We start from the raw sequence: 26,255 nt of genomic DNA, 5'->3' as shown, positions 1-26,255 counted from the left end.
GCCGCAATTCTACATGGCCGCATGGCTGCCAGGCCGCAGCGGCGACGGGCCGCGGCGCGCCGGCGGCCCGTCGGTGCGCCGGATCCGGCGCCCGTCGCGGTGCCTGTCAGGGCGCCAGCGCCTTGCTTACGATCTCGCGCACGTCGCGCGACAGGTCCTTGGCGCCAGCCACCTGTTCCAGCGCGGCACGCATGCGGTCGCGCAGCGGCAGGGCGTATTTCTGCCAGCGGTCCATGACGCGTGCCAGGCGCGAGGCCACCTGCGGGTTGATGGCGTCGAGCGCCAGCACCTGCTCGGCCCAGAACACATAGCCGGAGCCGTCCTCGGCATGGAACTGGGCCGGGTTGGCGGCGCAGAAGCTGAAGATCAGCGAGCGCGCGCGGTTGGGATTGCGCAGGTTGAAGGCAGGGTGTTCCATCAGCGCGCGCACGGTGTCGATGGTGTGCTTGCCGGCGTGGCCCGGGAGGCTCGGCCCCACCGTGCCGCGTTGCGCGGCCTGCAGCGAGAACCATTTGTCGATCACCAGCGCGTCCTGCTCGAAGCGCTGGTAGAAGTCGGCCAGCGCTGCCTCGCGTCCGGGAGCGAAGGTGTTGACCAGCGCGATCAGCGCGGCGACACGGTCGGTCATGTTGTCGGCCGCCTTGTATTGCGCTTCGGCCAGCGCCTGCATGTCGGCGTCGCCGCTGTCGGCCAGGTAGCCCAGCGCCAGGTTGCGCAGCGCGCGCTTGCCGGCGGAGACCGCATCGGGGCTGTAGTCGCCCGGCGTGGCGTTGGCATGATAGGCGGCCAGCCAGTCGGCCTTGAGTTCCCGGGCCAGCGCTTCGCGCATGAACTGGCGCGCGCGGTGGATGGCGGCCGGGTCGGCCACGCCCATGCGCTCGGCCAGGTAGGCTTCCGCCGGCAGGGTGAGTGCCTGCTCGCGGAAGGCGGGGCTGAGCTGCTGGTTGTTGAGCACGGTGCGCAGCGCGGCCACCAGCGCCGGGTCGAGCTTGAGCTCGCGCCCGGCCTGCGATTGCGACACCAGCTGCAGCAGCGCACGGGTGGTGAGGCGCTGACCGGCTTCCCAGCGGTTGAACGGGTCGCTGTCGTGCGCGAGCAGGAAGGTGAGCTGCGCCTCGCTGTAGTCGGCGTCGACGATGACCGGCGCGGAGAAGTCGCGCAGCAGCGACGGCAGCGGCGGCGCATCGCCGCGCGGCAGGTTGATGAAGCGCAAGCTCTGCTCGGCCTCGGTGAAGTCGAGCACGCGCGTGGTGGCGCCGGGCTGGCTTTCGCCTTCGAGTTGCAGCGGCAGATCGCGCCCTTCGGCATCGAGCAGGCCCAGCGCGAACGGGATATGGAAGGGCAGCTTGTCCGGCGTGCCGGGGTGGGTCTCGATGCCGACCTTTGGGCAGTGCTGCGACAGCGTCAGCGTCAGGCTGCCCTCGTCGCCGTTCCACGCGGTGCGCACGCCCACCACCGGCGTGCCGGCCTGGCTGTACCAGCGGCCGAACTGGGTGAGGTCGCGCCCGTTGGCATCGGCCATCGCGGCGCGGAAATCGTCGCAGGTCACGGCCTGGCCGTCATGGCGCTGGAAGTACAGGTCCATGCCCTTGCGGAATCCTTCGCGGCCCAGCAGGGTCTGGTACATGCGTACCACTTCGGCACCTTTCTCGTACACCGTGACGGTGTAGAAGTTGTTGATCTCTTCGTAGCTGTCGGGCCGCACCGGATGCGCCATGGGGCCGGCGTCCTCGGGGAACTGCACCTGGCGCAGCACGCGCACGTCCTCGATGCGCTTGACCGCGCGGCCCGATTCCGAGCCCATCATGTCGGCCGAGAATTCCTGGTCGCGGAATACCGTCAGGCCTTCCTTGAGCGAGAGCTGGAACCAGTCGCGGCAGGTCACGCGGTTGCCCGTCCAGTTGTGGAAGTATTCGTGGCCGACCACCGACTCGATATTGCCGAAATCGGCGTCGGTGGCGGTTTGCGCATTGGCCAGCACGTACTTGGTGTTGAAGATGTTGAGGCCCTTGTTCTCCATCGCGCCCATGTTGAAGTCGCCCACGGCGACGATCATGAAGCGGTCGAGATCGAGCTCCAGGCCGAAGCGCCGCTCGTCCCAGCGGATCGAATGGATCAGGGAGTCCATCGCATGACGCGTCTTGGGCAGGTCCTGCGGCTCCACCCAGACCTGCAGCAGCTTTTCCTTGCCGGAGGCGGAGGCGATGCGTTCCTCGATGCGCTCGAGCTTGCCCGCCACCAGCGCGAACAGGTAGGACGGCTTCTTGAACGGGTCTTCCCATACGGCCTCGTGCCGGCCGCCGGGCAGCTCGCGCTCGCTGACCAGGTTGCCGTTGGACAGCAGTACCGGATAGGCCGCGCGTTCCGCGCGCAGCGTGACGCGGAACGTGGACATCACGTCGGGGCGATCCAGGAAATACGTGATCTTGCGGAAGCCCTCGGCCTCGCACTGCGTGAAGAAATTGCCGTTCGAGACGTAGAGGCCCGACAGCGACGTGTTGGCGGCCGGCTGGCAGGCGGTGACGATCTCCAGCGTGCCGTGGTCGGGCAACTCGGGCAGTGTCAGGCTGGCGGCTTCCTGGCGGGCGTTGTCCAGCGGGCGGCCGTCGAGGCTCACGCCGACCAGTTCGAGTTCTTCGCCGGCCAGCACCAGCGGACCGGGTGCGTGGCGCATGAAGCGAAGCGTGTTGGTCACCACCGTGCGCGCGGGGTCGAGTTCGAGCACGAGGTCGACGTGCTCAAAAGCGAAGGCCGGCGGAGTATAGTCTTTGCGGTGGACGGTAACGGGCGTGTCGGTGCGCAGCATGAAAGAGTCCTGTCCTCTGAAGGCCAATGGGGCGTCATGGTCGCCACGCGGGCAAAGGGGCGGCAAGGGCGGCAGGTGGCTATGGCCGGATGGGACGAAGGCTGCCGCGGCCGCGCGCCGGCGTGGCACTGAAGAACCCATTGTAGCCAAGCACGGGCGCGGCGGCTCGGGCCGATGCGCCGGAGCCGCTCGGCGGCGGAAGTCGCGCTGTCACAGGCGGATAAAACAGGCGAGGAACAATGATCTTGCGAGGGGCATCATGACAAGGCAATGGATAGGCGCCCTGTGGGCGCGGCTGGCCGGCGCGGGTTTGCTGCGCAGCAGGGTGATGGCGGGTGCGGCGCTGCTCGGCGCGGCCCTGCTGTCGGGCTGCGCCAGCACCGTCACCACGGAGGTGACGGCATTCCGGCAGGGCAACTGGCAGAACGATCCGCCGCGCACCTATGCCTTCGACCGCGCGCCGGGCCAGGAGGCCCAGCTCGAGGACCAGACCTATGAGCAATGGCTGGCGCAGGCGCTGTCCGGGGTCGGCTTCGAGCAGGTGGCACGCGCGCAGGCGCGCTACCTGGTCAGGATGGACTACGACACCAATTCGCGCCTGATGCGCGTGCAGGAGACGACCTACTCCGATCCCTGGTATCCCGGCCCTTATGGCCCGTACTGGGGGCCCTACTACCGGCCGTGGGGGCCGTGGGGCTGGGGCGGCCCGGGTTACTGGCCACCGACCACCACCATCCGCGATGTGCCGGTGACCCTGTCCACGCTGCGGGTGATGTTCAAGGAGGCCGCCAGCGGCACGAAGGTCTACCAGGTCACGGCGCATCATCGCGGCGAGGAAACCTCGCTGCAGGCGGCGATGCCTTACCTGATCCGCAGCGCCTTCGTGCAGTTCCCCGCGGAGAACGGCAGGCCAAAGCGCGTGACCTTGCCGCTGGACCCGAACGATAAGTAACGCATTGCCCCTGCTGGGGTAAAAACTGAATTGCCCGGCGAAAACCCCGAATACCTTGCGCCCTCGCGTGGCAGGGTCTTCGCGCCGGGCCTGGCTGAGCTAGAATGACGGCTCGAATTTTCGGCCCGAGCCGCCGGAGCCTGTCTTGAAAGTTGCGCTGGAAGATTCCGGCAAGCGCGCCGGATACGACCGGAGCGGCCGCGGCAGACCCTGGTGGGGCCACTACTACCCGGACGAGCACAATGAGCAGCAAGACCGGCGGTGATGCACCGCAACATGCCCCCAACAGCCCTGAAGCGCAACTGCGCCTGGCAGCGCTGGAATATCACCGCAGCCCGACCAAGGGCAAGATCCAGGTAAATGCGACCAAGGCGCTGTCGAACCAGCGCGACCTGTCGCTGGCCTACTCGCCGGGCGTGGCCTATGCCTGCGAGGAGATCGCCAAGGATCCGGCCATGGCCGCCGAGTACACCTCGCGCGGCAACCTGGTGGCGGTGGTCACCAACGGTACCGCCGTGCTCGGCATGGGCGATATCGGTCCGCTGGCCGGCAAGCCGGTGATGGAAGGCAAGGGCTGCCTGTTCAAGAAGTTCGCCGGCATCGACGTGTTCGATATAGAACTCGACGCGCGCGACCCGGACAAGATCGTGGAAATCGTGGCCGCGCTGGAGCCGACGATCGGCGGCGTGAACCTCGAGGACATCAAGGCGCCCGAGTGCTTCTACATCGAGCAGAAGCTGCGCGAACGCATGAACATTCCCGTCTTCCACGACGACCAGCACGGTACCGCCATCATCTCCGCCGCGGCGTTGCTCAACGGCCTGAAGGTGGTGGGCAAGGATATCGCCAAGGTCAAGCTGGCGGTCTCGGGCGCCGGCGCGGCGGCCATCGCCTGCCTGGATACCATGGTGAGCCTGGGCGTGACCCGCACCAACATCACGGTGGTGGATTCGAAGGGCGTGATCTACACCGGCCGCGACGCCAACATGGAGCCCAACAAGGCCCGCTACGCGCAAGACACCTCGGCCCGCACGCTGGCCGACATCGTCAACGGCGCCGACGTGTTCCTGGGATGCTCGACCGCCGGCGTGCTGACCGCCGAGATGGTCAAGACCATGGGCGACAAGCCCATCATCCTGGCGCTGGCCAACCCGGAACCCGAAATCCGCCCGGAAGTGGCCAAGGCCGCGCGGCCTGACTGCATCATCGCCACCGGCCGTTCGGACTACCCGAACCAGGTCAACAACGTGTTGTGCTTCCCGTACATCTTCCGCGGCGCGCTCGATTGCGGCGCCACCAAGATCACGGAAGCCATGAAGCTGGCCTGCGTGAAGGCCATCGCCGAGCTGGCCGAGGCCGAGCTCAACGACGCGGTGGCGGCGGCCTACGGCGGCCAGGAGCTGAAGTTCGGCCCCGACTACATCATCCCGACGCCGTTCGACCAGCGCCTGATCGAGAAGATCGCGCCGGCCGTGGCCAAGGCGGCCGAAGAGTCCGGCGTGGCCACGCGCCCGATCAAGGACCTGGAGGCCTACCGCCAGCAGCTCACCCAGTACGTCTACCACACCGGCCTGATCATGAAGCCGGTGTTTACCGCCGCCAAGGCCGCGCCCAAGCGCGTGGCCTATGCCGAGGGCGAGGAAGAGCGCGTCCTGCGCGCGGTGCAGGGCGTGGTGGACGAAGGCCTGGCGCGCCCGATCCTGATCGGCCGCCCGCACGTGATCCAGATGCGCATCGAGAAGGCCGGCCTGCGCCTGAAGGCGGGCGTGGATTTCGAGCTGATCAATCCGGAAGACGATCCGCGCTACCGCGCCTATCACGAGGAATACCATGCGCTGCGCGGCCGTGACGGCGTCACGCCCGATATGGCCAAGGTGGCGCTGCGCCGCTCCAACACGCTGATCGGCACCATGCTCGTGCACATGGGCGACGCCGACGCGCTGCTGTGCGGCACGGTGGGCCGCTTCGAGGCGCACCTGGAACATGTGCGCGACGTCATCGGCCTGGCGCCGGGCGCCAAGGTATTTGCGGCAATGAACGCGCTGATGCTGGAGAAATACACGCTGTTCATCACCGATACCTTCGTCAACGACGATCCCACCGCCGAGGAACTGGCTGCCATCACCAAGCTGGCCGCCGAGGAAATCGCGCGCTTCGGCATTCATCCGAAGGTGGCGCTGATGTCGCACTCGATGTTCGGTTCGTCGAACCGTCCGTCGGCGCGCAAGATGCGCGCGGCCCAGGAGATCCTGGCGCAGGTGGCCCCGCACCTGGAAGTGGAAGGCGAGATGCAGGGCGACGCCGCCCTGGTCGAGGACGTGCGCCGTCACTTCCTGCCGGGCACCAAGYTGGCCGGCAGTGCCAACCTGCTGGTCATGCCGACCCTGGATGCGGCCAATATCGCCTTCAACCTGCTCAAGATCACGGGCGGGCAGGGCGTCACCATTGGCCCGATCCTGCTCGGCGCGGCCAAGCCGGTGCACATCCTCAATCCGCAAGCCACCACGCGCCGCATCGTCAATATGACGGCGGTGGCAGTGGCGGAGGCGAACGCGACGCGCTGAACCGGCGTATCGCGGTCAGGGACCGCAGCATGAAAAACGGGGCTCCTTGGGAGCCCCGTTTTTTTTGGACCGGTTTGTGATGCAGTTCCGCCGGCCCGCTGAAACCTGGATGTCTGGATGTCCTTGCGGCTGCCGCACCTACTGCAGCATGTTGTACTGCTCGCGCATCACCACGATGATGGATTTGGCGGCTGCCAGTTGCGTCGATAGCTGGTCATCGCATTCGCGCCGGAAATCGACTTCAGCGCTCCAGTTGCAACCCGTGTGGTCGGGCTGGTGCACGCGCATGGCGTGCAATTCACATTCACCGCACTCGGGGTTGTTGTTTAGGAACTGGTTCAGGATGGCCATCAACTCCGACCGGGTCTTTGCATCACGCCGCATGAGTCACCTCGTCCGTTGCCGTCTCGTTGCCTGGAAACTTAATCTAGGCAGGCATTGACGGCCTCGCCAATTGAATCGGCCTATTAAACGGCGACTTTCGATCCTGATTGCTCGGTAGGCTGCCTCTATCGCATTGCAGCAATTTTCCGGGCCCGACGGCGTCCTGCCATCTGCCTGGCAAGGGCGCGGGCGCAAGCCGCTGCGCGGCGAATCCTCGCACACGTCACTTCGCGAACTGGCGCAAAAGGCATATTCGCGCCCGGTTAGACAGATTAGTAAATGTTAATAAAAACCAAAATTATTTGCGTCAAAACAAGGCATGCCGGGCTTCGAGCTGGGGCGGCCATCTGCCGCAGGGCACGCCGCGCACGTTCAAGGTGGCGATGACGGTGGACCTTGCGGGCATCGCGCGCATAAAAAAACCCGCCATGGAGGCGGGTTCCAGATTCCCGTCGACAAGGCCGGCGCGTCAGAACTTGTGACGCAAGCCCACGCCGAAGGTATCGCCGTGCGACAGGTCGGTGATCTTGTCGTAGAAATAAGCGGCGTAGACGTCGGTGCGCTTGGACAGGTTGTAGTCGTAGGCGACTGCCAGCGTGTTGCGCTTGAAGTCCGCGACCGAATTCTTGGTCTTGTCGTAGGCGTAGGACGCCAGCACGTTGCCCGCGCCGAGCGGCACCGACACGCCGACCTGGCCGTTGTAGTGCTTGATGTCGCCGTTGACGTTGTTGTTGATGTCGGACTTGATGTACTGGCCTTGCGCGAACACCTTCACGACCTGGAAGTCGTAGCTCAGGCCGCCCTGTACGGCGTTCTGCTTGCTGAAGCCGACCAGCAGCGGGCTGGTGGAGGCGGTGATGTCGCCCGGCGTGTTGTCGAACTTCACTTGCTGGAAGGCCAGGGTGGCGGCCAGGTTGCCGCTGAAGTACGTCAGGTTGCCGCCCCACTTGTTCTGGCCGATGGAGCCGGTCTTCTCGCCGAAGGAGTAGATCACGTTGGCGGTCAGGCCGCCAAAGGTCGGCGTCGAGTACAGCAGCGAGTTGTTCCAGCCCGAGTCGCCGATGATGCCGGGGTCGTTCACGCGCGCCGTGGACGCGCCGAAGTAGGTGTGGAACACCATCGGCGAGAACACGTAGGAGTCGATCAGCGGATTGAACAGGATGGTCGAGACGAAGTAGGGCGTGGTGTTGCGGCCCAGCTTGATCGTGCCCAGCTTGTCGTTCTGCAGGCCGACGAAGGCGTTGCGGCTGAACATCGAGTCGCCGTCGAAGCGGCCGGACTTGCCGTTGTCGGTACGGAAGAAGCCGTTCAGGTCGAAGATGGCCTTGGTGCCGCTGCCGAGGTCTTCGGTACCCTTGATACCCCAGTACGAGGTCTGCATGCCGCCCGAGTTGGCCACGTAGGCGCGGTCGGCCGCGCCTACGTTCTTGACGCCGCCGACGAACATGTCGGCCTGGCCGTACAGCGTGACGCTGGACTGGGCCATGGCGGCACCGCTGGCGAGTGCCGCGGCCATTGCCGCCAGCTTGAGGGCCGGCTTGAGTTGTTTCTGCATTGGTGAGATCTCCGTGGTTGATCCGTTGCGTGCTTTTGTGTACTGGGTCCCTGACGGGTTCTATTCGTTCTTGGGGCGCGCGCCGGCCGGGAAATCCGCTGGCTCGCGGACCCCTGCGGGGCGCTGCCCGGGCGCCTGTCATCGATAAGCAGGCTGCCTATTTTTGCTCAGCCGGATACTAAGTCGTTCAGGCGGAACTGCGCAATGCGATGGATCTGGTTGATGCATGTTTGCAACTCCGCGGCCGGCTCGTTGGCCGCGCGCCTTGCGAACTCGCCGATGATGCCGGCGCGGTCGTAGCCGCGCACGGCCAGGATGAAGGGGAAGCCGAACTTCTCGTTGTAGCGGCGGTTGAGTGTCTGGAGTTGCTCGAATTCCTCGGCGGAGCACTGGTCCAGGCCGGCACCGCTTTGCTCGCGGGTCGATTCGGCAGTCAGTTCGCCGCGCACGGCGGCCTTGCCGGCCAGCTCCGGGTGGGCACGCACGAGCTTGATCTGGGCGGCGTCGCCGGCGCCGTCCACGATGGCCCGCATGGCGTCGGCCAGCGTGGCGGCATTGGCGAACGGGCGCTGGGCCGCGGCGGCCTCGGCCACCCATGGCGAGTGTTCATAGATGCCGCCGAGCACCTGGACGAAGGTGGCGGCGGGCAGGGCGTTGAGTTGGTCGAGGGTGTAGGTTTGGCTCATGCTGGCGGGTCGGTTCAGGCGTGCGTCTTTGCGGAATGGCTGGCGGCGTGGCTGGCCGGATGGGGGTGGGTCTCGGCCCAGTGGCGCGCGATATCCACGCGCCGGCAGATCCAGACCTTGTCGTGGCCCTGCACATAGTCGAGAAAGCGCTGCAGCCCGCGCATGCGCCCAGGGCGGCCGAGCAGGCGGCAATGCATGCCGACCGACAGCATCTTCGGCCGGTCCAGGCCTTGCGGGTCGCCTTCGGCGTAGAGCACGTCGAACGCATCCTTGAGGTACTGGAAGAACTGCTCGCCGGTGTTGAAGCCCTGCGGCGTGGCGAAGCGCATGTCGTTGGAGTCCAGCGTGTAGGGCACCACCAGGTGGGGCTTTTTCTCGCCGTTGCTCACCTCCACCTCGGTCCAGAACGGCAGGTCGTCGCCGTAGTAGTCCGAGTCATAGAGCAGGCCGCCGTGCTCCACCACCAGGCGGCGCGTGTTGGGGCTGTCGCGGCCGGTGTACCAGCCCAGCGGCAGCGAGCCGGTCAGTTCCTTGATGATCTGCATGCCGATGCGCATATGCTCGCGCTCGGTGGCCTCGTCGATGCCCTGGTAGTGGATCCAGCGCCAGCCGTGGCAGGCGATCTCGTGCCCGAGTTCGACAAAGGCACGGGTCAGCTCGGGATGGCGCTGCAGCGCCATCGATACGCCGAACACCGTCAGCGGCAGCCCGCGCTGCTCGAACTCGCGCAGGATGCGCCAGACGCCGGCGCGCGAGCCGTACTCGTACACGCCTTCCATGCTCATGTGGCGGTCCGGGTAGGCGGCCGCGCCGATGATCTCCGAGAGAAACTGCTCGGAGCCGGCATCGCCGTGCAGCACGTTGTTCTCGCCGCCCTCTTCGTAGTTGAGGACGAACTGCAGCGCAATGCGCGCGCCGCCAGGCCAGCGCGCATGAGGCGGCTGGCTGCCGTAGCCGATCAGGTCGCGTGGATAGTTGTTGCTTGTCATCGGGGTCATGGTTCTTCAGGAAACTGTGCCGGCCGCCGCCGGCGAAATTGGCTCCGTGCGTTATTCCGTGCCGTGCGAGTTCGCGGCCGCATGGCGCATGGCTTCTTCACGCGACTGGATGCCGTTGAAGAAGACGTTGAGCACCACCGCCACGATGGTCCCCAGCACGATGCCGCTGTGGGTGAAGGGATCGGACCACTTGGGCAGGTACTGGAACAGCGTCGGCGACAGCGTGGGGATCATGCCAAAGCCGATCGAGATGGCGACGATGAACAGGTTGTGGCGGTTGCGGTTGAAATCGCACGATCCGAGGATGCGGATGCCGGTGGCCGCCACCATGCCGAACATCACGATGCCGGCGCCGCCCAGCACGAATTGCGGCACCGAGGCCACGATGTGCGCCATCTTCGGGAACAGGCCCAGCGCGATCAGGATGATGCCGCCGGCGGCCGCCACATAGCGCGAGCGCACGCCGGTCACCGTGACCAGGCCCACGTTCTGCGAGAACGAGGTGTAGGGGAAGGTGTTGAACACGCCGCCGATCACGGTGCCGAGCCCGTCGGCGCGCAGGCCGCGGGTCAGGTCCTCGTTGGAGAGCCGCTTGCCGGTAATGTCGGCCAGCGCGAGGAACATGCCGGTGGATTCCACCAGCGTGATCAGCATCACCACGCACATCGACAGCGTGGCCGCGATATCGAAGGTCGGGATGCCGAAGTGCAGCGGCGTGATGACCGCGATCATGCTGGCCTCGTTGACCCCCTCGAAGGAGACCTTGCCCAGCGCCATCGCCACCAGGGTGCCGGCGACGATGCCCAGCAGCACCGCGCAGTTGGATACCAGCCCGCGACCGAACTTGCTCAGCAGCAGGATCACCACCAGCACCAGCCCGGCGATGCCCAGCGCGCCGAGGTCGCCATAGGCCAGGTTGGGCACTTCCTTGACCACGCCGTCGATCACGGCGCGCGTGGTGGGCTGGCCGCCGCCGGCCCAGTTGATGCCCACCCGCATCAGCGACACGCCGATCAGCGTGATCACCGTGCCGGTCACCACCGGCGGGAACAGGCCGAGCATGCGTCCCATCAGCGGCGCCACCAGGATGCCGAACAGCCCCGCCGCGATCACCGCGCCGTAGATGCCGAGCAGGCCCACATTGGGGTCGGAGCCGATGGCGATCATCGGCGCCACCGAGGCGAAGGTCACCCCCATCATCACCGGCATGCGGATGCCGAACTTCCAGAAGCCGAAGGCCTGGATCAAGGTGGCCAGGCCCGCGGCGAACAGGTCAGCGTTGATCAGGAAGGCAAGCTGGTCCTTGGGCAGCTTGAGCGCGCCGCCGACGATCAGCGGCACGGCAACGGTACCGGCATACATCACCAGTACGTGCTGCAGGCCGAGCGCGAGCAGCCGGCCCGAAGGCAACCGCTCGTTGGTGAGATCCGTGGGGACCGTGGTGCTAGCGCTAGTCATAGGTGTGTCTCCTCTCCTTTGGATTTGATGGGAACGCTGCCGGTGGCTGGCTCTCTTCGGGGTTCCGGCTCGTGCGCATCGTCACAGGACGCGTTCTTATGAGCAGGAATCGGGCCTTGGCCGCTGGAAGGCAGCGGGAACACCGTGCTAGGTGGAGTGGCCCAGCACGCTGCGAAGATCGAAGTTGCCCGGTTCGTCGGGCTGCACGCGGTCGGCGCAGGCGCCGAGATGGTGCGCCATGCGGCTCTGGGCAAGAGCGGCGTCGCCCTGTTCCAGTGCATCGAGAATCTCTTCGTGCTCGTCGAACGAGCAGGCGTTGTTGCCCGGCGCTTCCACGCTGGCGATCATCAGCGTGGTGCGCGACACCAGCCTGCGCATCATGGTGACCAGCAACGCGTTGCCGGAAAGCTCGGCCAGCGCGGTGTGGAACTCGGCCGACAGGCGGATCCACTTGGGGCGCTCATTGGTGAGAAAGGCCTGGCGCTCGGCCCCGACCATCTTGCGCAGCGGCGCGATCACGCGCTTGACGTCGCGCATCGCGGCGAGCTTTTCCAGCACCGCCCGCTCGAGCATCTGGCGCAACTCGAACATGTCATGCGCCTCGTCGGTGGAGGGGCTGGCGATAAAGGCGCCGCGGTTGGGTTCGAGGTCGACCATGCCGTCGGCGGCCAGTCGCGCCAGTACCTTGCGCACGGTATGGCGCGCGGTGGCATAGATTTCGCAAAGCGAGTGTTCGGTCAGCTTGGTGCGCGGCGGCAGCCTGTGCTCCATGATCGCGTCATAGATCTCGTGATACATGCGCTCCTCGACGGACCCCTTGCGGGCGGGTTTGATTTCGGTCGGGGCGGCGGTGTCATCGACACCGGCAATCAGCTTGAGACTCTTGGACATCTTGGCACCAGCGTATTGGTGGGAGGGGAGCGGCGCGCCTTGGGAATCGGCCGGAAGCAGCGGCCAAAACCAGTAGCGCGCCCCAAAAATTGTTGACAATTATTTGGTTATGCGTTCAATATTGTCAACAAAACCGAGCTAGGTTTTCGACAACTCAGGGTAATTCCTGAGTTGCCATCCGGAGTGGTGCGAAGCATTGTCGCCCTGCACCAGTCCAGCGCCGGGATGCGTTAGAAATACGTACCGAGCGGGCACCATTCCCCACAAATGGTGCTAGTGAAGGCAGCGGCGCCTCTCACAACCCAAAGCCCTAAGGAAGAACAGGATGGGACGCTTGACCACTCATGTACTCGACACGGCAGCCGGGACCCCCGGCGCCGGCATGTCGATTTCCCTGCATAAAATTGTCAACAATCGGCGAGAGACTCTGAAAACAGTCGTCACCAACCACGATGGCCGTTGCGACCAGCCCCTGCTGGACGGCGACACCATGGCGGCAGGCGTGTACGAACTGGAATTCGGCGCCGGCGACTATTTCCGCGCGCAGGGCACCAAGCTGCCGGAACCGGCGTTCCTCGACGTGGTGACGCTGCGCTTCGGCATTGCGGACACGGCCGCGCACTACCACGTGCCGCTGCTGGTCTCCCCCTGGTCGTATTCGACTTACCGCGGCAGCTGAGCGCGGACCAGGCAACACAGGAGACAAGACATGGAAGGCTATATCCTCGACTGGGCCAATCTGTTGCTGCGGTGGGTGCACGTCATCACCGCCATCGCGTGGATCGGTTCCTCGTTCTATTTCGTCTGGCTCGACAACAGCCTGACGCGTCCCGACGACCCCGACCTGCAGGAGAAAGGCGTGGGCGGCGAGCTGTGGGCCGTGCACGGCGGCGGCTTCTACAACCCGCAGAAATACCTCAGCGCGCCCAAGACGCTGCCGGAGAACCTGCACTGGTTCTACTGGGAGTCGTATTCCACCTGGATGACAGGCTTCGGCCTGCTGGTGGTGCTGTACCTGTTCAACGCCAGCACGTTCCTGATCGACAAGAACGTCTTCGACATGTCGCCGGGCGCGGCCGTCGGCTTTGCGCTGTCCTACCTGGGCCTGGGCTGGGTGGTGTACGACTGCATCTGCCGCGTGTTCGGCAAGAGCGACCGCACCGTCGGCATCCTGGTGGCGATCTACGTGGCGGTGGCCGCATACGTGGCCTGCCACGTGTTCTCCGGCCGCGCGGCGTTCCTGCTGACCGGCGCGATGATCGCCACCATCATGAGCGCCAACGTGCTGGTGTGGATCATCCCCGGGCAGCGCAAGGTCGTCGCCGCGCTGCGCAAGGGCGATCCGGTGGATCCGGTGCACGGCAAGAACGCCAAGCAGCGCAGCGTGCACAACACCTACTTCACGCTGCCGGTGCTGTTCGCCATGCTGTCGAACCACTACAGCATGACCTACAGCTACAAGTACAACTGGGCCGTGCTGGTGCTGATCATGCTGGCCGGCGTGCTGATCCGCCAGTTCTTCATCCTCAAGCACAAGGGCAAGATCAACGTGGCCTGGCCGGCCGCCGGCGTGGCCGTGCTGGCCGTGGTCGCCGTGATGATCGCACCCATGCCGCGCGAGACCGTGGCGGGCAAGGACGGCGGCGCCGCTACCCAGGTGAGCTTCACCAAGGTGCAGGAAGTCATCAACTCGCGCTGCATCCAGTGCCATGCCGCGTCGCCGAAGATGATGCCGAGCGCGGCCAAGGGCATCAAGCTCGATACCGCCGACGAGATCAAGGCGCACGCGCAGCTGATCTACCAGCAGGCGGTGCAGCAGAAGGCCATGCCGCTGGGCAACGTCACGCAGATCACCGACGATGAGCGGGCGCTGCTGGGGCAGTGGTTCGAGGCTGGCGCCAAGACTACCAACTGACCTTTGCGCCGCGTCGCCGTGGCGACGCGAGCAGGAAAAACGGGGCGCAAGCCCCGTTTTTCCTGCCTTCGACCCTCAGTCGTCCCATCCCATCCCCGCTACTGCATATTGGCAATGCAGTTCGCCAGGTTCCGGATATCGGCATCCGACAACCCCTTCGCCACGCTGGTCATGCTGCCGGCATCGTTGGTGCGGCGGCGCGAACGGAAGGCTTCCAGCTGCTTGACGATGTACGCATATTGCTGCCCGGCCACGCGCGGGATCTCGTTCTGCCCGGTGAAGCCGCCCAGATGGCACATCGTGCAGAGCACCTCGTCGGCCTTCTTCCTGCCTGCCTCGACCTTCTGCTCGTCGGCCTTGAACTGCGACGCAATGGGCTTTTGCGCGGAGAAGTTGCACGCCACACGCGTTGCCAAATTGGCAGCTTTGGGCGGCGCGCGCTGCATTTTTCACCTAGAGTTTGAAGGCGTTGCTGCGCCACGCTGCTGCTGCTCCCGCTGCCTGACGGGGCACGCCATCCTGGTCGTGTTCCGTCCCGTTCCGTCCTGATGGAGGAGTCCGATATGCCGTTTCCCGGTCATCTTGTCTTGCTGTCCCGCCGCGCAGGCTGCGCGGCCCGGTCCGCTCCGGACCGCCGCTCCGCGCTCGCCGGCACGTTGCGTGCCGGGCCGGTCGACCGGCGCCGGCGCCTGCTGCTGGGCGCCGCCGGCCTGGGGCTGGCAGCGCTGGCGTTGGCGGTGCGGCCGTCGCGCGCGCTGGCGCAGGGCAGCCGCGACGCGGGGCCGGTGCGCATCGGCGTGATCGGTTCCGGCCGCATCGGCAGCACGCTTGGCGGGCTATGGGTGAAGGCGGGGCATCCGGTGTTGTTTTCCTCGCGGCATCCGGAGGAGCTCAAGCCGCTGGTCGACAAGCTCGGTCCGCTGGCGCGCGCCGGCACCGTGGCCGAGGCGCTGGCCTATGCCGACGTGATCTTCCTTGCCGTGCCTTACAAGGCGCTGCCCGAGATTGCCGAGCAGAACGCCGGCGCGTTCAACGGCAAGGTGGTGGTGGATGCGACCAACGCCATTCGCCAGCGCGACGGCGCCATTGCCGACGAGGCGCTCGGCAACGGCATCGGCATCACCACGGCGAAGTACCTGCGGGGCGCGCGCGTGGTGCGCGCCTTCAATTTCATGGGTGCCGCCAATTTCGCGAAGGACAACCACCGTGCCGAAGGGCTGCTGGCCGTGCCGATCGCCGCGGACGATCCCGCGGCCTTGCGCGTTGGCGAGCAACTGGTGCGCGACGCCGGCTTCGAGCCGGTGGTGGTGGGCCCGCTGGCCACGGCCGACAGCTTTGCGCCGGGCGGCCCGCTGTTCCACCAGATCGGCTCCGCAGAGGCGATGCGGGCACGCATGGCACAGGAAAGCGGCCGGCCGACGGCGGCGGGCGCGGCGGCGAAGTGAGCGCCGAATTGAGCGCCGCAGTGTGCGCCGAATTGAGCGCGCCGCACCGGCGCCGCGGTGGCCGCGCTTAGCCGCCCACGCCCAGCAGCGCCAGCACGCCCAGCGCCAGGAAGATTGCCGCGGCGATCTTGTGCACCAGCGCGATCGGCATCTTGTTGGCGAAACGGTCGCCGAGCAGCACGGCAGGCGCGTTGGCCAGCATCATGCCGAAGGTGGTGCCTGCCACCACGCCGATGACCTCGCCGCTGAAGCGGGCCGCCAGCGCCACGGTGGCGATCTGCGTCTTGTCGCCCATCTCCGCGAAGAAGAAGGCCACGATGGTGGTGCCGAGGATGCCGAGCGCACCCTTGACCGGCTTGGCCTGCTCGGCGTCGTCGAGCTTGTCGGGGATCAGCATCCAGCCGGCCATGGCGATAAAGCCCACGCCAAGGATCCAGCGCAGGACCTCGGCGCCGAGCATGTGCGTGATCCAGCCGCCGAGCGCGCCGGCAAAACCGTGGTTGACGATGGTCGCGATGAAGATGCCAAGGATGATCGGCAGGGGCTTGCGGTACCGGGCCGCGAGCACGAGGGACAGCAATTGGGTCTTGTCGCCCATTTCAGCGAGGGCGACGATGCCTGTGGAGACGAGGAAGGCTTCCATTTTTATAGGTGATAACCGGGCCGCTGCATCGCGAGATGCCAATGACACACACCTTTCCCGGCCCGGCCAGAAAGGTGATGTCATCGGTCTCGCCAGGCCCTGGAAACAGGCGCCTGGCCCGTTCCGGATGCTGCGCACGCCATAACCGCAAGCGGTCAAGTCTGTTGACGTACGCCCCCGTTTTTCCGCTTCCCGCGTTGCGCGGGTGGTGAAAACGGGGCGGCTACTCCCCAATGGAAGCCCGCATTATGCCAAGGCGGGCCGTGCTCGTCCAGTGCCTCCGCTCACAGCGCAGGGCAATCGCGCCATGTACTCCGTAGCGAGCCAAAGAGAATCCGCTCCCGATAGTGCCTCACATCACCGCGCCATCAGCGCGAACACGCCCCAGCCCAGGTATTCACGCGTGTACGCGGCGTAGCGTTCGGGTGCCGAGGTCAGTTCGGCCCGAACCTCTTTCGCGAAGCCGTCGTCGGGATTCGCTTCGAGCCACCGGCGCATGGTGAGCCACTTGGCCGCCTCGTATCTGTCCCAGCTGTCTTGGTCCGCCAAAACCATTTCCACGACGTCGTAGTCGAGGTCGCCGAAAGACGCGAGAAGTTCTGGAAGCATCAGAAAGTCGGCGATCGAACCGGCAAGGCATCCCTTGGCAACGTCCTCCGTCGGCGGCAACCGCAGCCAGTACGGCTCGCCGATGAGGATGGTCCCTCCGGTGCGCAGGCTCTCCGCCAGAAGTCCGATGGTGCCGACGACTCCCCCACCGATCCAGGTGGCACCGAGACAGGCTGCCACGCCGACCTTTTCGTCGGCGACGTAGCCGGCAGCGTCGCCGTGGATGAACGCGACCTGATTGGCGACGCCGAGTTCTTCAGCGCGCAGTTTCGCTTGCCCGGTGAACAACTGGCTCAGGTCGATACCGGTGCCGATGATTCCGTAATCGCGTGCCCAGGTGCACAGCATCTCGCCCGAACCGCTGCCGAGGTCGAGCACACGGGTCCCCGGTTCCAGGCGCAACGCCGCGCCGAGCGTGGCGAGCTTTTCGGGTGTGAACGGGTTATGGATGCGGTGAGCACTTTCGGTGATGCTGAAGATCCGTGGAATGTCCACTGCAGAGACTCCTTGCGGGCGTGAATGGAATCGGTACACCAATACATCGCGTGATGGCTCTGGTTACAGCGGCACCGGCGCGTTGTCGCTGGTCTGGCGGCCGCGGAAATCGGTCCAGCACAGCGCCTTGAAGTCGTACAGCTTGCAGCGGCGCGCGGTGCCGAAGTACCAGCGCCAGCTGAAGTTCTGGATGATGATGCGGCCCGGCAGCGTCTGCTCCAGCAGGGCCTGGGCGCGCTTGAGGCGGTACAGCGGCACGCTCATGTCCACGTGGTGCGCGGTGTGTTCCATGATGTGATGCAGCGCCGCGCCGATGCCGTAGCGGAAGCGCAGGTGCACGGTGGTGGAGACGAACGGCTGGGCGCGCGCCCACATGGCCTTGGTGTCATACCAGGCCACGCTGGTATGCGTGTGGTGCACATAAAGCACGAAGCCCACCGTGAGGTTCCATACCAGGAAGGGCAGCACGAAACCCAGTCCGACCAGCAGCGCGGCCGACTGGCCGGTGGCCTGCGCCAGCCACGCCAGCGCGCCGATCCAGGCTGCGCCGAACACGGCGACCAGGGTGCAGTCCCACAGGAAGATGGCGCGCCGCGTCGGCATCTGGCGGCGGCTCGGGAAGAACATCTTGCACCACCAGATCTCCACCAGGTAGTACAGCCCGGCGCCGAAGCCGGTGCGGTAGATGCGTTCCATCGCGCGGCGCCAGCGCGGCAGCGCCCGGAACTCCTCGAGCGAGTACGGCGCCCACACGAAGTCGAAGCCCTTGAGGTTGGAATAGCCGTGGTGCACCACGTTGTGGCCGACTTCCCACAGGCTGTAGGGCGTCAGCGAAGGCAGGAAGGTCAGCCGCCCGAGCCACTTGTTGAGGCCGCGCCGCGGCGTCAGGCTCTGGTGGCAGGCGTCGTGGCCGATGATGAACAGGCGGGCGATGATGAGGCCCGTCACCACGCCGGCGGCCGTCTTGGCCAGCCAGTGGGAAAACAGCACCACGCCGGCCAGCGCCGCGGCGAACAGCACGGTGTCGAGCGCGAACAGCACCAGCGCGCGCGGCGTGCTGCGCGCCGTGATCGGGATCATCCAGCTGCGGATGACCTTGCGGGGGGGCAGCGCAGCGTCGGGGGAAACCGGTTCGGGAAAGGGAATTTGCTGTGAGACGGTCATGGCACCTTCAGTTGTCGAACGCTTGGAATGGAACTGGGCGATAAGCGGCCACATAAGGCCAAGATTGCGACAGCTTAGAAGGGATGTATGACGAGGGTGTTGACTGGCGTCAAAAAGAGCACGGCGGCTCCCGCCCGGGAGGCGGAAGCGCCGCTTCGGTGCGCCGTTTCAGTGCGCCGCGCGCGCCGTGGCGCCGGCTTCCTCGCCCATCACATAGACCTCGCCGATGACGCGGTCGTCGCCGAGCATGGCGAAGGCGAAGAGTTGTTCTTCCAGCGTCTCCGAGCGTTCGCTGCGGCGCGCGATGAGGGGCGTGGCCTGCGGGTCGAGCACGATGAAGTCGGCTTCGCAGCCGGGCGCGAAGCTGCCCACGCGCTCGCTCCAGCCGAGCGCGTCGGCGGCGGCGCGGGTGGCCAGGTAGAACATGCGCAGCGCGGTCAGGTGATAGCCGCCCATGCGCGCGACCTTGTGCGCGGCGTTCATGGTGCGCAGCATCGAGAACGAGGTGCCACCGCCGACGTCGGTGGCCAGGGTCACCTTGAGGCGGTTGGCGTCGGACTGGTGGAAGTCGTAGAAGCCGCTGCCCAGGAACAGGTTGGAGGTAGGGCAGTGCGCCACGGCGGCGCCGCTGTCGGACAGGCGGCGGCGGTCGTCCTGGTCCAGGTAGATGGCGTGGCCATAGAGGGCGCCGGGGCGCAGCAGGCCGTAGCGGTCGTAGACGTCCAGGTAGCTGCGCGCCTGCGGGAACAGCTCGGCCACCCATTTCACCTCGTCGCGGTTCTCCGCCACGTGGGTCTGGATGAAGGCGTCCGGGTAGGCGCGGGCGAGCTCGCCGCAGGCGGCCAGCTGGGCTTCGGTGGAGGTCGGCGCGAAGCGCGGCGTGATGGCGTAGGACAGGCGGTTCTTGCCGTGCCAGCGCGACAGCAGGTCGGCCGAGTCGCGCGCGCCGGATTCGGCGGTGTCACGCAGGAACTCGGGGCAGTTGCGGTCCATCATGACCTTGCCGGTGACCATGCGCAGGTTGCGGCGGTCGGCTTCGGCGAACAGCGCGTCGGCCGAGGCGGCATGCACGGTGCTCCAGGCCACCGCGCTGGTGGTGCCGTTGCGCAGCAGTTCGTCGGTGAAGAAGCTGGCCACCGCGGCGGCGTATTCGGGCTCCGCGAAGCGGCGCTCTTCCGGGAAGGTGTAGGTCTCCAGCCAGTGCAGCAGGCCGGGCGAGGGCGAGGCGATGATGTCGGTCTGCGGGAAGTGCACGTGCGTGTCGATGAAGCCCGGCACGATCAGCTTGCCGCGGCGGTCGACGATCTGGGCGCCGGCCGGGATCTGCGCGGCCAGTTCGGCGTAGGCGCCGGCGGCAACGATATGTCCCGCGGTGACGATCAGCACCCCGTCTTCCCAATACTGATACGCGTCTTCATGGAACTGGGGATCGCGCAGGAAGTGCAGCACGCGGCCACGGATGGCGCGGGTGATGGCTTGGGTGGGGGGAGTGGTCGTCATGTCGATGTCTCGTGGTGCGCCGGCGCGCGGACCAGGGTCGGCGCGCCGGCATCTTGGTGTAAGCCGCGCTTCAGGCCGGGGCGGCCGCGGCGGGCAGGGGGGATCGCCAGAAGTGGTCGACTTCGGCGAGGAAGGCGGCCTTCTGCGTGGCGGGCAGGAAGGACGCCTCGAAACTGTTGCGGGCCAGCACATGGCCGTCGGCCGCGGTGAGCGGCATGGCCTCGAAGGTGGCTTCCCAGTTGGCGTTCATGTAGCCGCCGAAATAGGCGGGATCGTCCGAGTGCAGCGTCACCATCACGCCGGCATCGAGCAGGCGCTTGAGCGAGTGGTCGCGCAGGTCGGGGTAGACCTTGAGCTTCTGGTTGGACAGCGGGCACACGGTCAGCGCCACGCGCTCGCGCGCCAGGCGCTCGACCAGCGCCGCGTCGTCGATGGCGCGCACGCCGTGGTCGATGCGCTCGACCTTGAGGATATCGAGCGCGTCGGTCACGTACTGCGCCGGGCCTTCCTCGCCGGCGTGCGCCACCAGGTGCAGGCCCAGCTCGCGGGCGCGGGCAAAGACGCGCGCGAACTTCTCCGGCGGATTGCCCTGCTCCGAGGAGTCGAGGCCCACGCCGACGAAGCGGTCGCGGTAGGGCAGCGCGGCTTCCAGCGTGGCGAAGGCGTCTTCCTCCGACAGGTGGCGCAGGAAGCAGAGGATCAGGCTGCTGGAGAAGTCGAACTGGGTGCGGGCCTGGGCCAGCGCGTCGGAGATGCCGTCGATCACCACGCCGATCGGCACGCCGCGCTCGGTGTGGGTCTGCGGGTCGAAGAAGATCTCGGCATGGCGCACGTTGTCGGCCACCGCGCGCTGCACGTAGGCGATCGTCATGTCGAAGAAATCGTCTTCGGTCAGCAGCACGCTGGCGCCGGCGTAATAGATGTCCAGGAAGGATTGCAGGTCGGTGAAGGCATAGGCCTCGCGCAGCGCTTCCACGCTGGCGTAGGGCAGCGTCACCTTGTTGTGCTGGGCCAGCCGGAAGATCAGTTCGGGCTCGAGGGTGCCTTCGATATGGACATGCAGTTCCGCCTTGGGGCTGAGGCGAATACGGTCGGCGAGCGCGGCATCGAGCGTCATGGGGTTCCTTTTGCGGTTCTGGTTTGCGTCGTCCCCGCCGCTTCGCCGCTGCGTGCCGCGCTCAGCGCGCCCAGATGGGCGAGGCGCTGGTCGCGGACCTGCAGCAGCTGGGCGACGATGGCAACCGCAATCATAGCCGGAGCCTTGTCCGTGATGCCGGAGACGCCCATCGGGCATGTCATTTCCGGGAAGCGCGCCGGGTCGATGCCGTGCTCGGCCATGCGGTGTTCGAAGCGCGCGCGCTTGGTCTTGGAGCCGATCAGGCCGAAGTAAGCAAAGTCGTCGCGCCGCAGGATGCGCTCGCACAGCGCCTGGTCCAGCGCGTGGCTGTGCGTCATGACCAGGAAATAGGCGCCGGGGGGTGCGGTGTCGACCACCGCTTCCGGCGTATCGGTGGCTTCCGCGATCACATTGGCGGGCAGGCCGGGCGGGAACAGGGTGTCGCGTTCGTCCACCCAGTGCACGCGGCACGGCAGGCTGGCCAGCAGCGTGACCAGTGCATGGCCGACATGGCCGGCGCCGAACAGCACGATCTGCAGTTCGTCGGGCACCATGGTGTCGGTCAGGCTGCCGTCCTTGTTCAGCGTGACCGAGGGCAGCAGCGCCGCCGCCGGCGCGTGCCGCACCGGACCCGCGGCCGGTACCGTGCGCGCCAGCGAGCGGCCGCCGGCGAAGGCTTCCTGCACCGCGTCCAGCCACGGCAGGTCGGCTTCGCCCAGCACCTCGAAGGCGAGTTGCACCACGCCGCCGCAGCATTGCCCCAGCGCCGGCCCCAGCGGAATGCGCACCAGCTGGCGCGCCGGCGCGCCGCCGGCCAGCATGTCGCGTGCGATCTCCATGCCGCGCCATTCGAGATGGCCGCCGCCGATGGTGCCCACCAGGTCGTCGGCGGTCACCAGCATGCGGATGCCGGCCTCGCGCGGGGCGGAGCCTTTGACCTCGGCGATGGTGACCATCGCCACCGGCACGCCGGCGCGCACGCAGCGGATGGCGTCGGCGAAACGGAAGGGTTTGAGCGGGGCGTCCTGCATGATGTGCCTTCCTACTGTGCTGCCGGCGCGCACGCCTGCGTTGCCCGCACCGCGTCCACGGCATCGAGGATCGCTTCGCTGGTGGCCGGCGCCACCAGCGGCGGGTTGACCTGGTACTCGCCCACGCTTGCCACCGCATCGCGGATGGCGAAGAACACCGAGAAGGGCAGCAGCAGCGGTGGCTCGCCGACCGCCTTGGAGCGGTGGATGCTGTCTTCCACGTTGCGGTTGTCGAACAGCCGCACGGTGAAGCTCTCCGGGCAGTCGTTGACGGTGGGGATCTTGTAGGTGGAGGGGGCATGCGTCATCAGCTTGCCGTCCTTGTTCCACCACAGCTCCTCGGTGGTCAGCCAGCCCATGCCCTGGATGAAGGCACCCTCCACCTGGCCGATGTCGATGGCCGGGTTGAGCGAGCGGCCCGCGTCGTGCAGCACGTCGGCCTGCAGCAGTTTCCATTCGCCGGTCAGCGTGTCCACCAGCACCTCGGAGCAGGCCGCGCCGTAGGCGAAGTAATAGAACGGGCGGCCGTGGAGCTTGGACTGGTCCCAGTACAGCTTGGGCGTGGTGTAGAAGCCGTCCGACCACAACTGCACGCGCGCCACGTACGCCTGGCGGGCCAGGTCGCTGAAGTCCAGGCGCAGCTCGCCGGCCACCACCAGGTCGTCGCCGAAGCTCACGCTGTCCGCATCCACGCCGGCCTGGCGCGCGGCAAAGGCAGCCAGGCGCTCGCGGATCTGGCGCGCGGCGTCCTGCGCGGCCTTGCCGTTGAGGTCCGAGCCGGTGGAGGCGGCGGTAGCCGACGTGTTGGCCACCTTGCTGGTGTCGGTGGCGGTCACGCGCACGCGCTCCAGACGGATGCCCAGCTCGTGCGCGACCACCATCGCCACCTTGGTGTTGAGGCCCTGGCCCATCTCGGTGCCGCCGTGGTTCACCAGCACCGAGCCGTCGTTGTACACGTGCACCAGCGCGCCGGCCTGGTTGAAGTGCGCCACGTTGAACGAGATGCCGAATTTCACCGGGGTGATGGCGATGCCTTTCTTGAGCACCGGGCTGGCGGCGTTGAACGCGCGCGTGGCGGCGCGGCGCTCGCGGTAGGCGCTGGTCGCCTCGAGTTCGTCGAGCAGTTCATGGATGACGTTGTCTTCCACGGTCTGGCCGTAGGGCGTCACGTTGCGCTCGGTCTTGCCGTACAGGTTGGCGCGGCGCACGTCGAGCGAATCGCGGCCGACGGTGCGGGCTACGTTGTCGAGGATGTACTCGATGGCGAACGCGCCCTGCGGGCCGCCGAAGCCGCGGAAAGCGGTATTGCTCTGCGTGTTGGTCTTGCCGCAGTAGCCGTCGATCTGCACGTTGGGCAGCCAGTAGGCGTTGTCGAAGTGGCAGATGGCGCGGGTCATCACCGGGCCGGACAGGTCGGCCGAGAAACCGGCGCGCGACACCATTTCCACGGCCACGCCGTCGAGGCGGCCTGCGTCATCGTGGCCGACTTCGAAGTCGAACAAGAAGTCGTGGCGCTTGCCGGTGATCATCATGTCGTCGTCGCGGTCCGGGCGCAGCTTGACCGGGCACAGCAGCTTCCACGCAGCCAGCGCGGCACAGCAGGCGAACATGGCCGACTGCGATTCCTTGCCGCCGAAGCCGCCGCCCATGCGGCGGCATTCCACCAGCACCTGGTGCGCGTGCCAGCCCAGCATATGCGCCACCGCGTGCTGCATCTCGGTGGGGTGCTGGGTGGAACACCAGACGTGCATGCCGTCGTTTTCCTTGGGCGCGGCGTAGGCGATCTGGCCTTCCAGGTAGAACTGCTCCTGGCCGCCCAGGCGGATATGGCCGCGCTCGCGGTGCGCGGCGGCGGCGATCTGGCTGGCCGGCTCGCCGCGCGTCAGGTGCATCGGCGGCAGCACATAGCTGCCGGCCTGGTGCGCGGCTTCGGGCGACAGCACCGGGGCGAGGTCCTCGTATTCGATCACGCCCAGGCGGGCGGCGCGGCGCGCGGCGTCGTGCGAGGTGGCCACCACCACGAACACGGGCTGGCCAATGAACTGCACCAGGCCGGTGGCGAGGATCGGATCGTCGTGGATGATCGGGCCGCAATCGTTGGACGCGGGGATGTCGTCGGCGGTCAGCACGGCCACCACGCCCGGCGCGGCACGCACCTTGTCGAGCGAGATCGACCTGATGCGGGCATGGGCGCGCGCGCTCATGCCGAGCGCGGCGTGCAGGGTGCCCGCCAGCTCGGGGATGTCGTCGGTGTAGGTGGCGGTGCCCGCCACGTGCAGGTGCGCCGATTCGTGCGGGCGCGAGATGCCGACCTGCGGCGTGGCGATGGCGGTGCGGGCCTCGCTGTCGGGATCGAGTGCGGGATCGAGCAGGAAGGGTTCGGTTTGCTTGTTCATGGTGCCGATCTCTCCTTAAGCGATGGCCAGGGCCTGGCCGGCGCCGGGCGCGCGGACATTGACGGCGGACGCCGGCAACGCGTCGGCGCGTGTTTCCAGCCAGAAGCGGTACAGCAGGTTGGCGGCGCCGCGGCTGCGGTAGGCAGCGGTGGCGCGCATATCGCTCAGCGGGGTGTAGTCCTGCGCCAGTTCGGCCATGGCGGCGCGCACGGTGGGTTCGGTCCACGGCTGGCCGAGCAGCGCGGCCTCGGTGCGGGCACCGCGCTTGGGCGTGGCGGCCATGCCGCCGAAGGCCACGCGCGCATCCGTGACGACGCCGTCCGCCAGCGTGACCGCGAAGGCGGCGCACACCGCGGAAATGTCCTCGTCGAAGCGCTTGGATAGCTTGTACGTGCGGAAATGCTGCGGGGCCGCCAGCGGCACGCGCAGGCCCGCGACGAATTCGCCCTCGGCCATGGCGGTCTTCTGGTAAGCGAGGTAGAGGTCTTCCAGCGCCAGCGTGCGGCGCACCTCGCCGCGCTGCAGCACCACTTCGGTGCCGAGCGCGATCAGCGCGGGCATGGAGTCGCCGATCGGCGAGCCATTGGCGATATTGCCGCCGAGCGTGCCGGCGTTGCGGATCGGCAGCGAGGCGAAGCGCTTCCACATCTCGCGCAGCTCGGGGTGGGCCGTGTCGAGCGCGGCGTAGGCGCGTTCCAGCGACACGCCCGCGCCGATCTCCACGGCGCCGCCGGCTTCGCGGATGTCCTGCAGGTCGGCCACCTGGCCCACATACAGCAGGTTGCCCAGCTCGCGGAACTGCTTGGTAACCCACAGCCCGACATCGGTGCTGCCGGCCAGGATGCGGGTGCCGGGCTCGGCCGCCTTGATGGCGGCGAAGGCCGAAGCCGTGCGCGGCGCGTAGAAATGCTGGCCGCCGGCGCTGTAGTGGAAGGTGTCATCGCGGCGCAGCGAACGCAGCGTCTCGGTGATCTTGCGCGGATCGAGCTTGCTGGCCTGGGGCGCGGGCAGCGCCATCATGCGCTGGCCGGCCTCGATGATGGGGCGGTAGCCGGTGCAGCGGCACAGGTTGCCGGTCAGGGCGTCGCAGATCGTCTCGCGCTCCGGCGCGCGGCCGGTGCCGGCGTCGTCGGCATTCTGCTGGTAGAGTGCCCACAGCGACATCACGAAGCCTGGGGTGCAGAAGCCGCACTGGGAGCCATGGCATTCCACCAGCGCCTGCTGCACCGGGTGCAGCGCGCCGTCGGCCTGGCGCAGGTCTTCCACCGTGATCAGCGCGCGGCCGTCCAGCGTGGGCAGGAACTGGATGCAGGAGTTGACGGCCTTGAATTCGACCTCGCCATCCTCGCGCAGCTCGCCCAGGACCACGGTACAGGCGCCGCAGTCGCCTTCGGCGCAGCCTTCCTTGGTGCCGGTGCAACGCGCGTCCTCGCGCAGGTACTGCAGCACGGTGCGGGTCACGGGCGCGCCGCTGACCTCCTGGACCTGGCCGCGGTGGTAAAAGCGGATGGTTTGCGTCTCCATGGTGTCTTCTCTCTTTGTGATGGGGACAAACATAGCACTCAGGGCGTTCATGCAATATTCAGCCCAGGTGATATGCCCCATCAAGGGGGGAGAGCGTTGCGCCGGCGCCGGCCGCATTTGAC

Annotated in this window: 20 protein-coding genes, 1 pseudogene and 1 riboswitch; of the genes and pseudogenes, 5 read left to right on the top strand and 16 right to left on the bottom strand. The window is 67.0% G+C overall.

Features of this window, described 5'->3' with window-relative positions; all coding sequences use genetic code 11:
* Positions 1-106: 106 nt before the first annotated feature.
* On the bottom strand, positions 107-2,806 hold the full coding sequence (gene pepN / locus AB4Z48_RS02985) for an aminopeptidase N (protein WP_441612375.1): 2,700 nt from the start codon (positions 2,804-2,806) through the stop codon (positions 107-109).
* A gap of 328 nt (positions 2,807-3,134) precedes the next feature.
* Between pepN and AB4Z48_RS02980 the strand changes: the two genes are divergently transcribed.
* Both AB4Z48_RS02980 and AB4Z48_RS02975 read left to right on the top strand, forming a co-directional pair.
* The gene (locus AB4Z48_RS02980) at positions 3,135-3,758 is read left to right on the top strand and encodes a DUF4136 domain-containing protein (RefSeq protein WP_441612724.1); all 624 of its coding nucleotides are present in this window, start codon (positions 3,135-3,137) and stop codon (positions 3,756-3,758) included.
* A gap of 242 nt (positions 3,759-4,000) precedes the next feature.
* A complete protein-coding gene (locus AB4Z48_RS02975; RefSeq protein WP_441612374.1) occupies positions 4,001-6,322 on the top strand; it encodes an NADP-dependent malic enzyme in 2,322 nt (773 codons plus the stop codon).
* A 138-nt stretch (positions 6,323-6,460) separates the two neighbouring features.
* Here AB4Z48_RS02975 and AB4Z48_RS02970 read toward each other — a convergent pair whose 3' ends face one another.
* The 6 genes from AB4Z48_RS02970 to AB4Z48_RS02945 form a co-directional block, all read right to left on the bottom strand.
* Positions 6,461-6,706 carry a hypothetical protein gene (locus AB4Z48_RS02970; RefSeq protein ID WP_441612373.1) on the bottom strand — a complete coding sequence of 82 codons (246 nt, stop codon included), beginning with the start codon at positions 6,704-6,706 and terminating at the stop codon, positions 6,461-6,463.
* A gap of 469 nt (positions 6,707-7,175) precedes the next feature.
* Positions 7,176-8,261 (bottom strand): porin, encoded by a 1,086-nt coding sequence (locus AB4Z48_RS02965; protein WP_441612372.1) that lies wholly within the window; start codon positions 8,259-8,261, stop codon positions 7,176-7,178.
* A 167-nt stretch (positions 8,262-8,428) separates the two neighbouring features.
* The gene (gene uraD / locus AB4Z48_RS02960; RefSeq protein WP_441612371.1) at positions 8,429-8,947 is read right to left on the bottom strand and encodes a 2-oxo-4-hydroxy-4-carboxy-5-ureidoimidazoline decarboxylase; all 519 of its coding nucleotides are present in this window, start codon (positions 8,945-8,947) and stop codon (positions 8,429-8,431) included.
* Between the two features lie 14 nt (positions 8,948-8,961).
* Positions 8,962-9,936, bottom strand: a complete 975-nt coding sequence (puuE, locus tag AB4Z48_RS02955) for an allantoinase PuuE (RefSeq protein ID WP_441612723.1) — start codon at positions 9,934-9,936, stop codon at positions 8,962-8,964.
* A gap of 60 nt (positions 9,937-9,996) precedes the next feature.
* Entirely contained in the window at positions 9,997-11,403 is a 1,407-nt protein-coding gene (locus tag AB4Z48_RS02950; RefSeq protein ID WP_441612370.1) for a nucleobase:cation symporter-2 family protein, read from the bottom strand.
* A 147-nt stretch (positions 11,404-11,550) separates the two neighbouring features.
* On the bottom strand, positions 11,551-12,294 hold the full coding sequence (locus tag AB4Z48_RS02945; protein ID WP_441612369.1) for a GntR family transcriptional regulator: 744 nt from the start codon (positions 12,292-12,294) through the stop codon (positions 11,551-11,553).
* 325 nt (positions 12,295-12,619) lie between these two features.
* On the opposite strand from AB4Z48_RS02945, the gene uraH reads away from it, so the two are divergent.
* Complete coding sequence (gene uraH, locus AB4Z48_RS02940; protein WP_441612368.1) at positions 12,620-12,973, top strand: hydroxyisourate hydrolase; 354 nt, start codon at positions 12,620-12,622, stop codon at positions 12,971-12,973.
* 30 nt (positions 12,974-13,003) lie between these two features.
* Complete coding sequence (locus tag AB4Z48_RS02935) at positions 13,004-14,209, top strand: urate hydroxylase PuuD (RefSeq protein WP_441612367.1); 1,206 nt, start codon at positions 13,004-13,006, stop codon at positions 14,207-14,209.
* 98 nt (positions 14,210-14,307) lie between these two features.
* Here AB4Z48_RS02935 and AB4Z48_RS02930 read toward each other — a convergent pair.
* A pseudogene (locus AB4Z48_RS02930) lies at positions 14,308-14,649 on the bottom strand (c-type cytochrome); the annotation flags it as partial.
* A gap of 123 nt (positions 14,650-14,772) precedes the next feature.
* On the opposite strand from AB4Z48_RS02930, the gene AB4Z48_RS02925 reads away from it, so the two are divergent.
* A complete protein-coding gene (locus AB4Z48_RS02925) occupies positions 14,773-15,654 on the top strand; it encodes an NADPH-dependent F420 reductase (RefSeq protein ID WP_441612366.1) in 882 nt (293 codons plus the stop codon).
* A 67-nt stretch (positions 15,655-15,721) separates the two neighbouring features.
* Here the strand turns inward: AB4Z48_RS02925 and AB4Z48_RS02920 are convergent, their stop codons facing one another.
* The 8 genes from AB4Z48_RS02920 to xdhA form a co-directional block, all read right to left on the bottom strand.
* A complete protein-coding gene (locus tag AB4Z48_RS02920; RefSeq protein ID WP_441612365.1) occupies positions 15,722-16,297 on the bottom strand; it encodes a TMEM165/GDT1 family protein in 576 nt (191 codons plus the stop codon).
* Positions 16,298-16,376: 79 nt separating this feature from the next.
* A riboswitch (yybP-ykoY riboswitch) is annotated at positions 16,377-16,541 on the bottom strand.
* A 113-nt stretch (positions 16,542-16,654) separates the two neighbouring features.
* Positions 16,655-17,401, bottom strand: coding sequence for an SAM-dependent methyltransferase (locus AB4Z48_RS02915; RefSeq protein ID WP_441612363.1), 747 nt, complete (start codon positions 17,399-17,401; stop codon positions 16,655-16,657).
* Positions 17,402-17,464: 63 nt separating this feature from the next.
* Positions 17,465-18,565 carry a fatty acid desaturase gene (locus AB4Z48_RS02910; RefSeq protein WP_441612362.1) on the bottom strand — a complete coding sequence of 367 codons (1,101 nt, stop codon included), beginning with the start codon at positions 18,563-18,565 and terminating at the stop codon, positions 17,465-17,467.
* 168 nt (positions 18,566-18,733) lie between these two features.
* A complete protein-coding gene (gene guaD, locus AB4Z48_RS02905; RefSeq protein ID WP_441612361.1) occupies positions 18,734-20,065 on the bottom strand; it encodes a guanine deaminase in 1,332 nt (443 codons plus the stop codon).
* 70 nt (positions 20,066-20,135) lie between these two features.
* Entirely contained in the window at positions 20,136-21,182 is a 1,047-nt protein-coding gene (locus AB4Z48_RS02900) for an adenosine deaminase (protein WP_441612360.1), read from the bottom strand.
* Positions 21,179-22,213 (bottom strand): xanthine dehydrogenase accessory protein XdhC, encoded by a 1,035-nt coding sequence (gene xdhC, locus AB4Z48_RS02895; protein WP_441612359.1) that lies wholly within the window; start codon positions 22,211-22,213, stop codon positions 21,179-21,181. The genes AB4Z48_RS02900 and xdhC overlap by 4 nt, the downstream gene beginning before the upstream one ends.
* A gap of 11 nt (positions 22,214-22,224) precedes the next feature.
* Positions 22,225-24,609, bottom strand: coding sequence for a xanthine dehydrogenase molybdopterin binding subunit (xdhB, locus tag AB4Z48_RS02890; RefSeq protein WP_441612358.1), 2,385 nt, complete (start codon positions 24,607-24,609; stop codon positions 22,225-22,227).
* Positions 24,610-24,624: 15 nt separating this feature from the next.
* Positions 24,625-26,133 carry a xanthine dehydrogenase small subunit gene (gene xdhA / locus AB4Z48_RS02885; RefSeq protein WP_441612357.1) on the bottom strand — a complete coding sequence of 503 codons (1,509 nt, stop codon included), beginning with the start codon at positions 26,131-26,133 and terminating at the stop codon, positions 24,625-24,627.
* Between the last annotated feature and the right edge of the window lie 122 nt (positions 26,134-26,255).

Source organism: Cupriavidus sp. 2TAF22 (genome assembly GCF_052115045.1).
In the GTDB taxonomy this organism is placed as follows: Bacteria; Pseudomonadota; Gammaproteobacteria; order Burkholderiales; family Burkholderiaceae; genus Cupriavidus.
The sequence above is the reverse complement of the archived record's forward strand: the minus strand, read 5'-3'. Positions and strand labels throughout refer to the sequence as shown.

Coding starts and splice junctions, on each gene's coding strand:
- pepN (WP_441612375.1), bottom strand. CDS start 2,806: ATGCTGCGCACCGACACGCCCGTTACCGTCCACCGCAAAGACTATACT.
- AB4Z48_RS02980 (WP_441612724.1), top strand. CDS start 3,135: ATGGCGGGTGCGGCGCTGCTCGGCGCGGCCCTGCTGTCGGGCTGCGCC.
- AB4Z48_RS02970 (WP_441612373.1), bottom strand. CDS start 6,706: ATGCGGCGTGATGCAAAGACCCGGTCGGAGTTGATGGCCATCCTGAAC.
- AB4Z48_RS02965 (WP_441612372.1), bottom strand. CDS start 8,261: ATGCAGAAACAACTCAAGCCGGCCCTCAAGCTGGCGGCAATGGCCGCG.
- uraD (WP_441612371.1), bottom strand. CDS start 8,947: ATGAGCCAAACCTACACCCTCGACCAACTCAACGCCCTGCCCGCCGCC.
- puuE (WP_441612723.1), bottom strand. CDS start 9,936: ATGACAAGCAACAACTATCCACGCGACCTGATCGGCTACGGCAGCCAG.
- AB4Z48_RS02950 (WP_441612370.1), bottom strand. CDS start 11,403: ATGACTAGCGCTAGCACCACGGTCCCCACGGATCTCACCAACGAGCGG.
- AB4Z48_RS02945 (WP_441612369.1), bottom strand. CDS start 12,294: ATGTCCAAGAGTCTCAAGCTGATTGCCGGTGTCGATGACACCGCCGCC.
- uraH (WP_441612368.1), top strand. CDS start 12,620: ATGGGACGCTTGACCACTCATGTACTCGACACGGCAGCCGGGACCCCC.
- AB4Z48_RS02935 (WP_441612367.1), top strand. CDS start 13,004: ATGGAAGGCTATATCCTCGACTGGGCCAATCTGTTGCTGCGGTGGGTG.
- AB4Z48_RS02925 (WP_441612366.1), top strand. CDS start 14,773: ATGCCGTTTCCCGGTCATCTTGTCTTGCTGTCCCGCCGCGCAGGCTGC.
- AB4Z48_RS02920 (WP_441612365.1), bottom strand. CDS start 16,297: ATGGAAGCCTTCCTCGTCTCCACAGGCATCGTCGCCCTCGCTGAAATG.
- AB4Z48_RS02910 (WP_441612362.1), bottom strand. CDS start 18,565: ATGACCGTCTCACAGCAAATTCCCTTTCCCGAACCGGTTTCCCCCGAC.
- guaD (WP_441612361.1), bottom strand. CDS start 20,065: ATGACGACCACTCCCCCCACCCAAGCCATCACCCGCGCCATCCGTGGC.
- AB4Z48_RS02900 (WP_441612360.1), bottom strand. CDS start 21,182: ATGACGCTCGATGCCGCGCTCGCCGACCGTATTCGCCTCAGCCCCAAG.
- xdhC (WP_441612359.1), bottom strand. CDS start 22,213: ATGCAGGACGCCCCGCTCAAACCCTTCCGTTTCGCCGACGCCATCCGC.
- xdhB (WP_441612358.1), bottom strand. CDS start 24,609: ATGAACAAGCAAACCGAACCCTTCCTGCTCGATCCCGCACTCGATCCC.
- xdhA (WP_441612357.1), bottom strand. CDS start 26,133: ATGGAGACGCAAACCATCCGCTTTTACCACCGCGGCCAGGTCCAGGAG.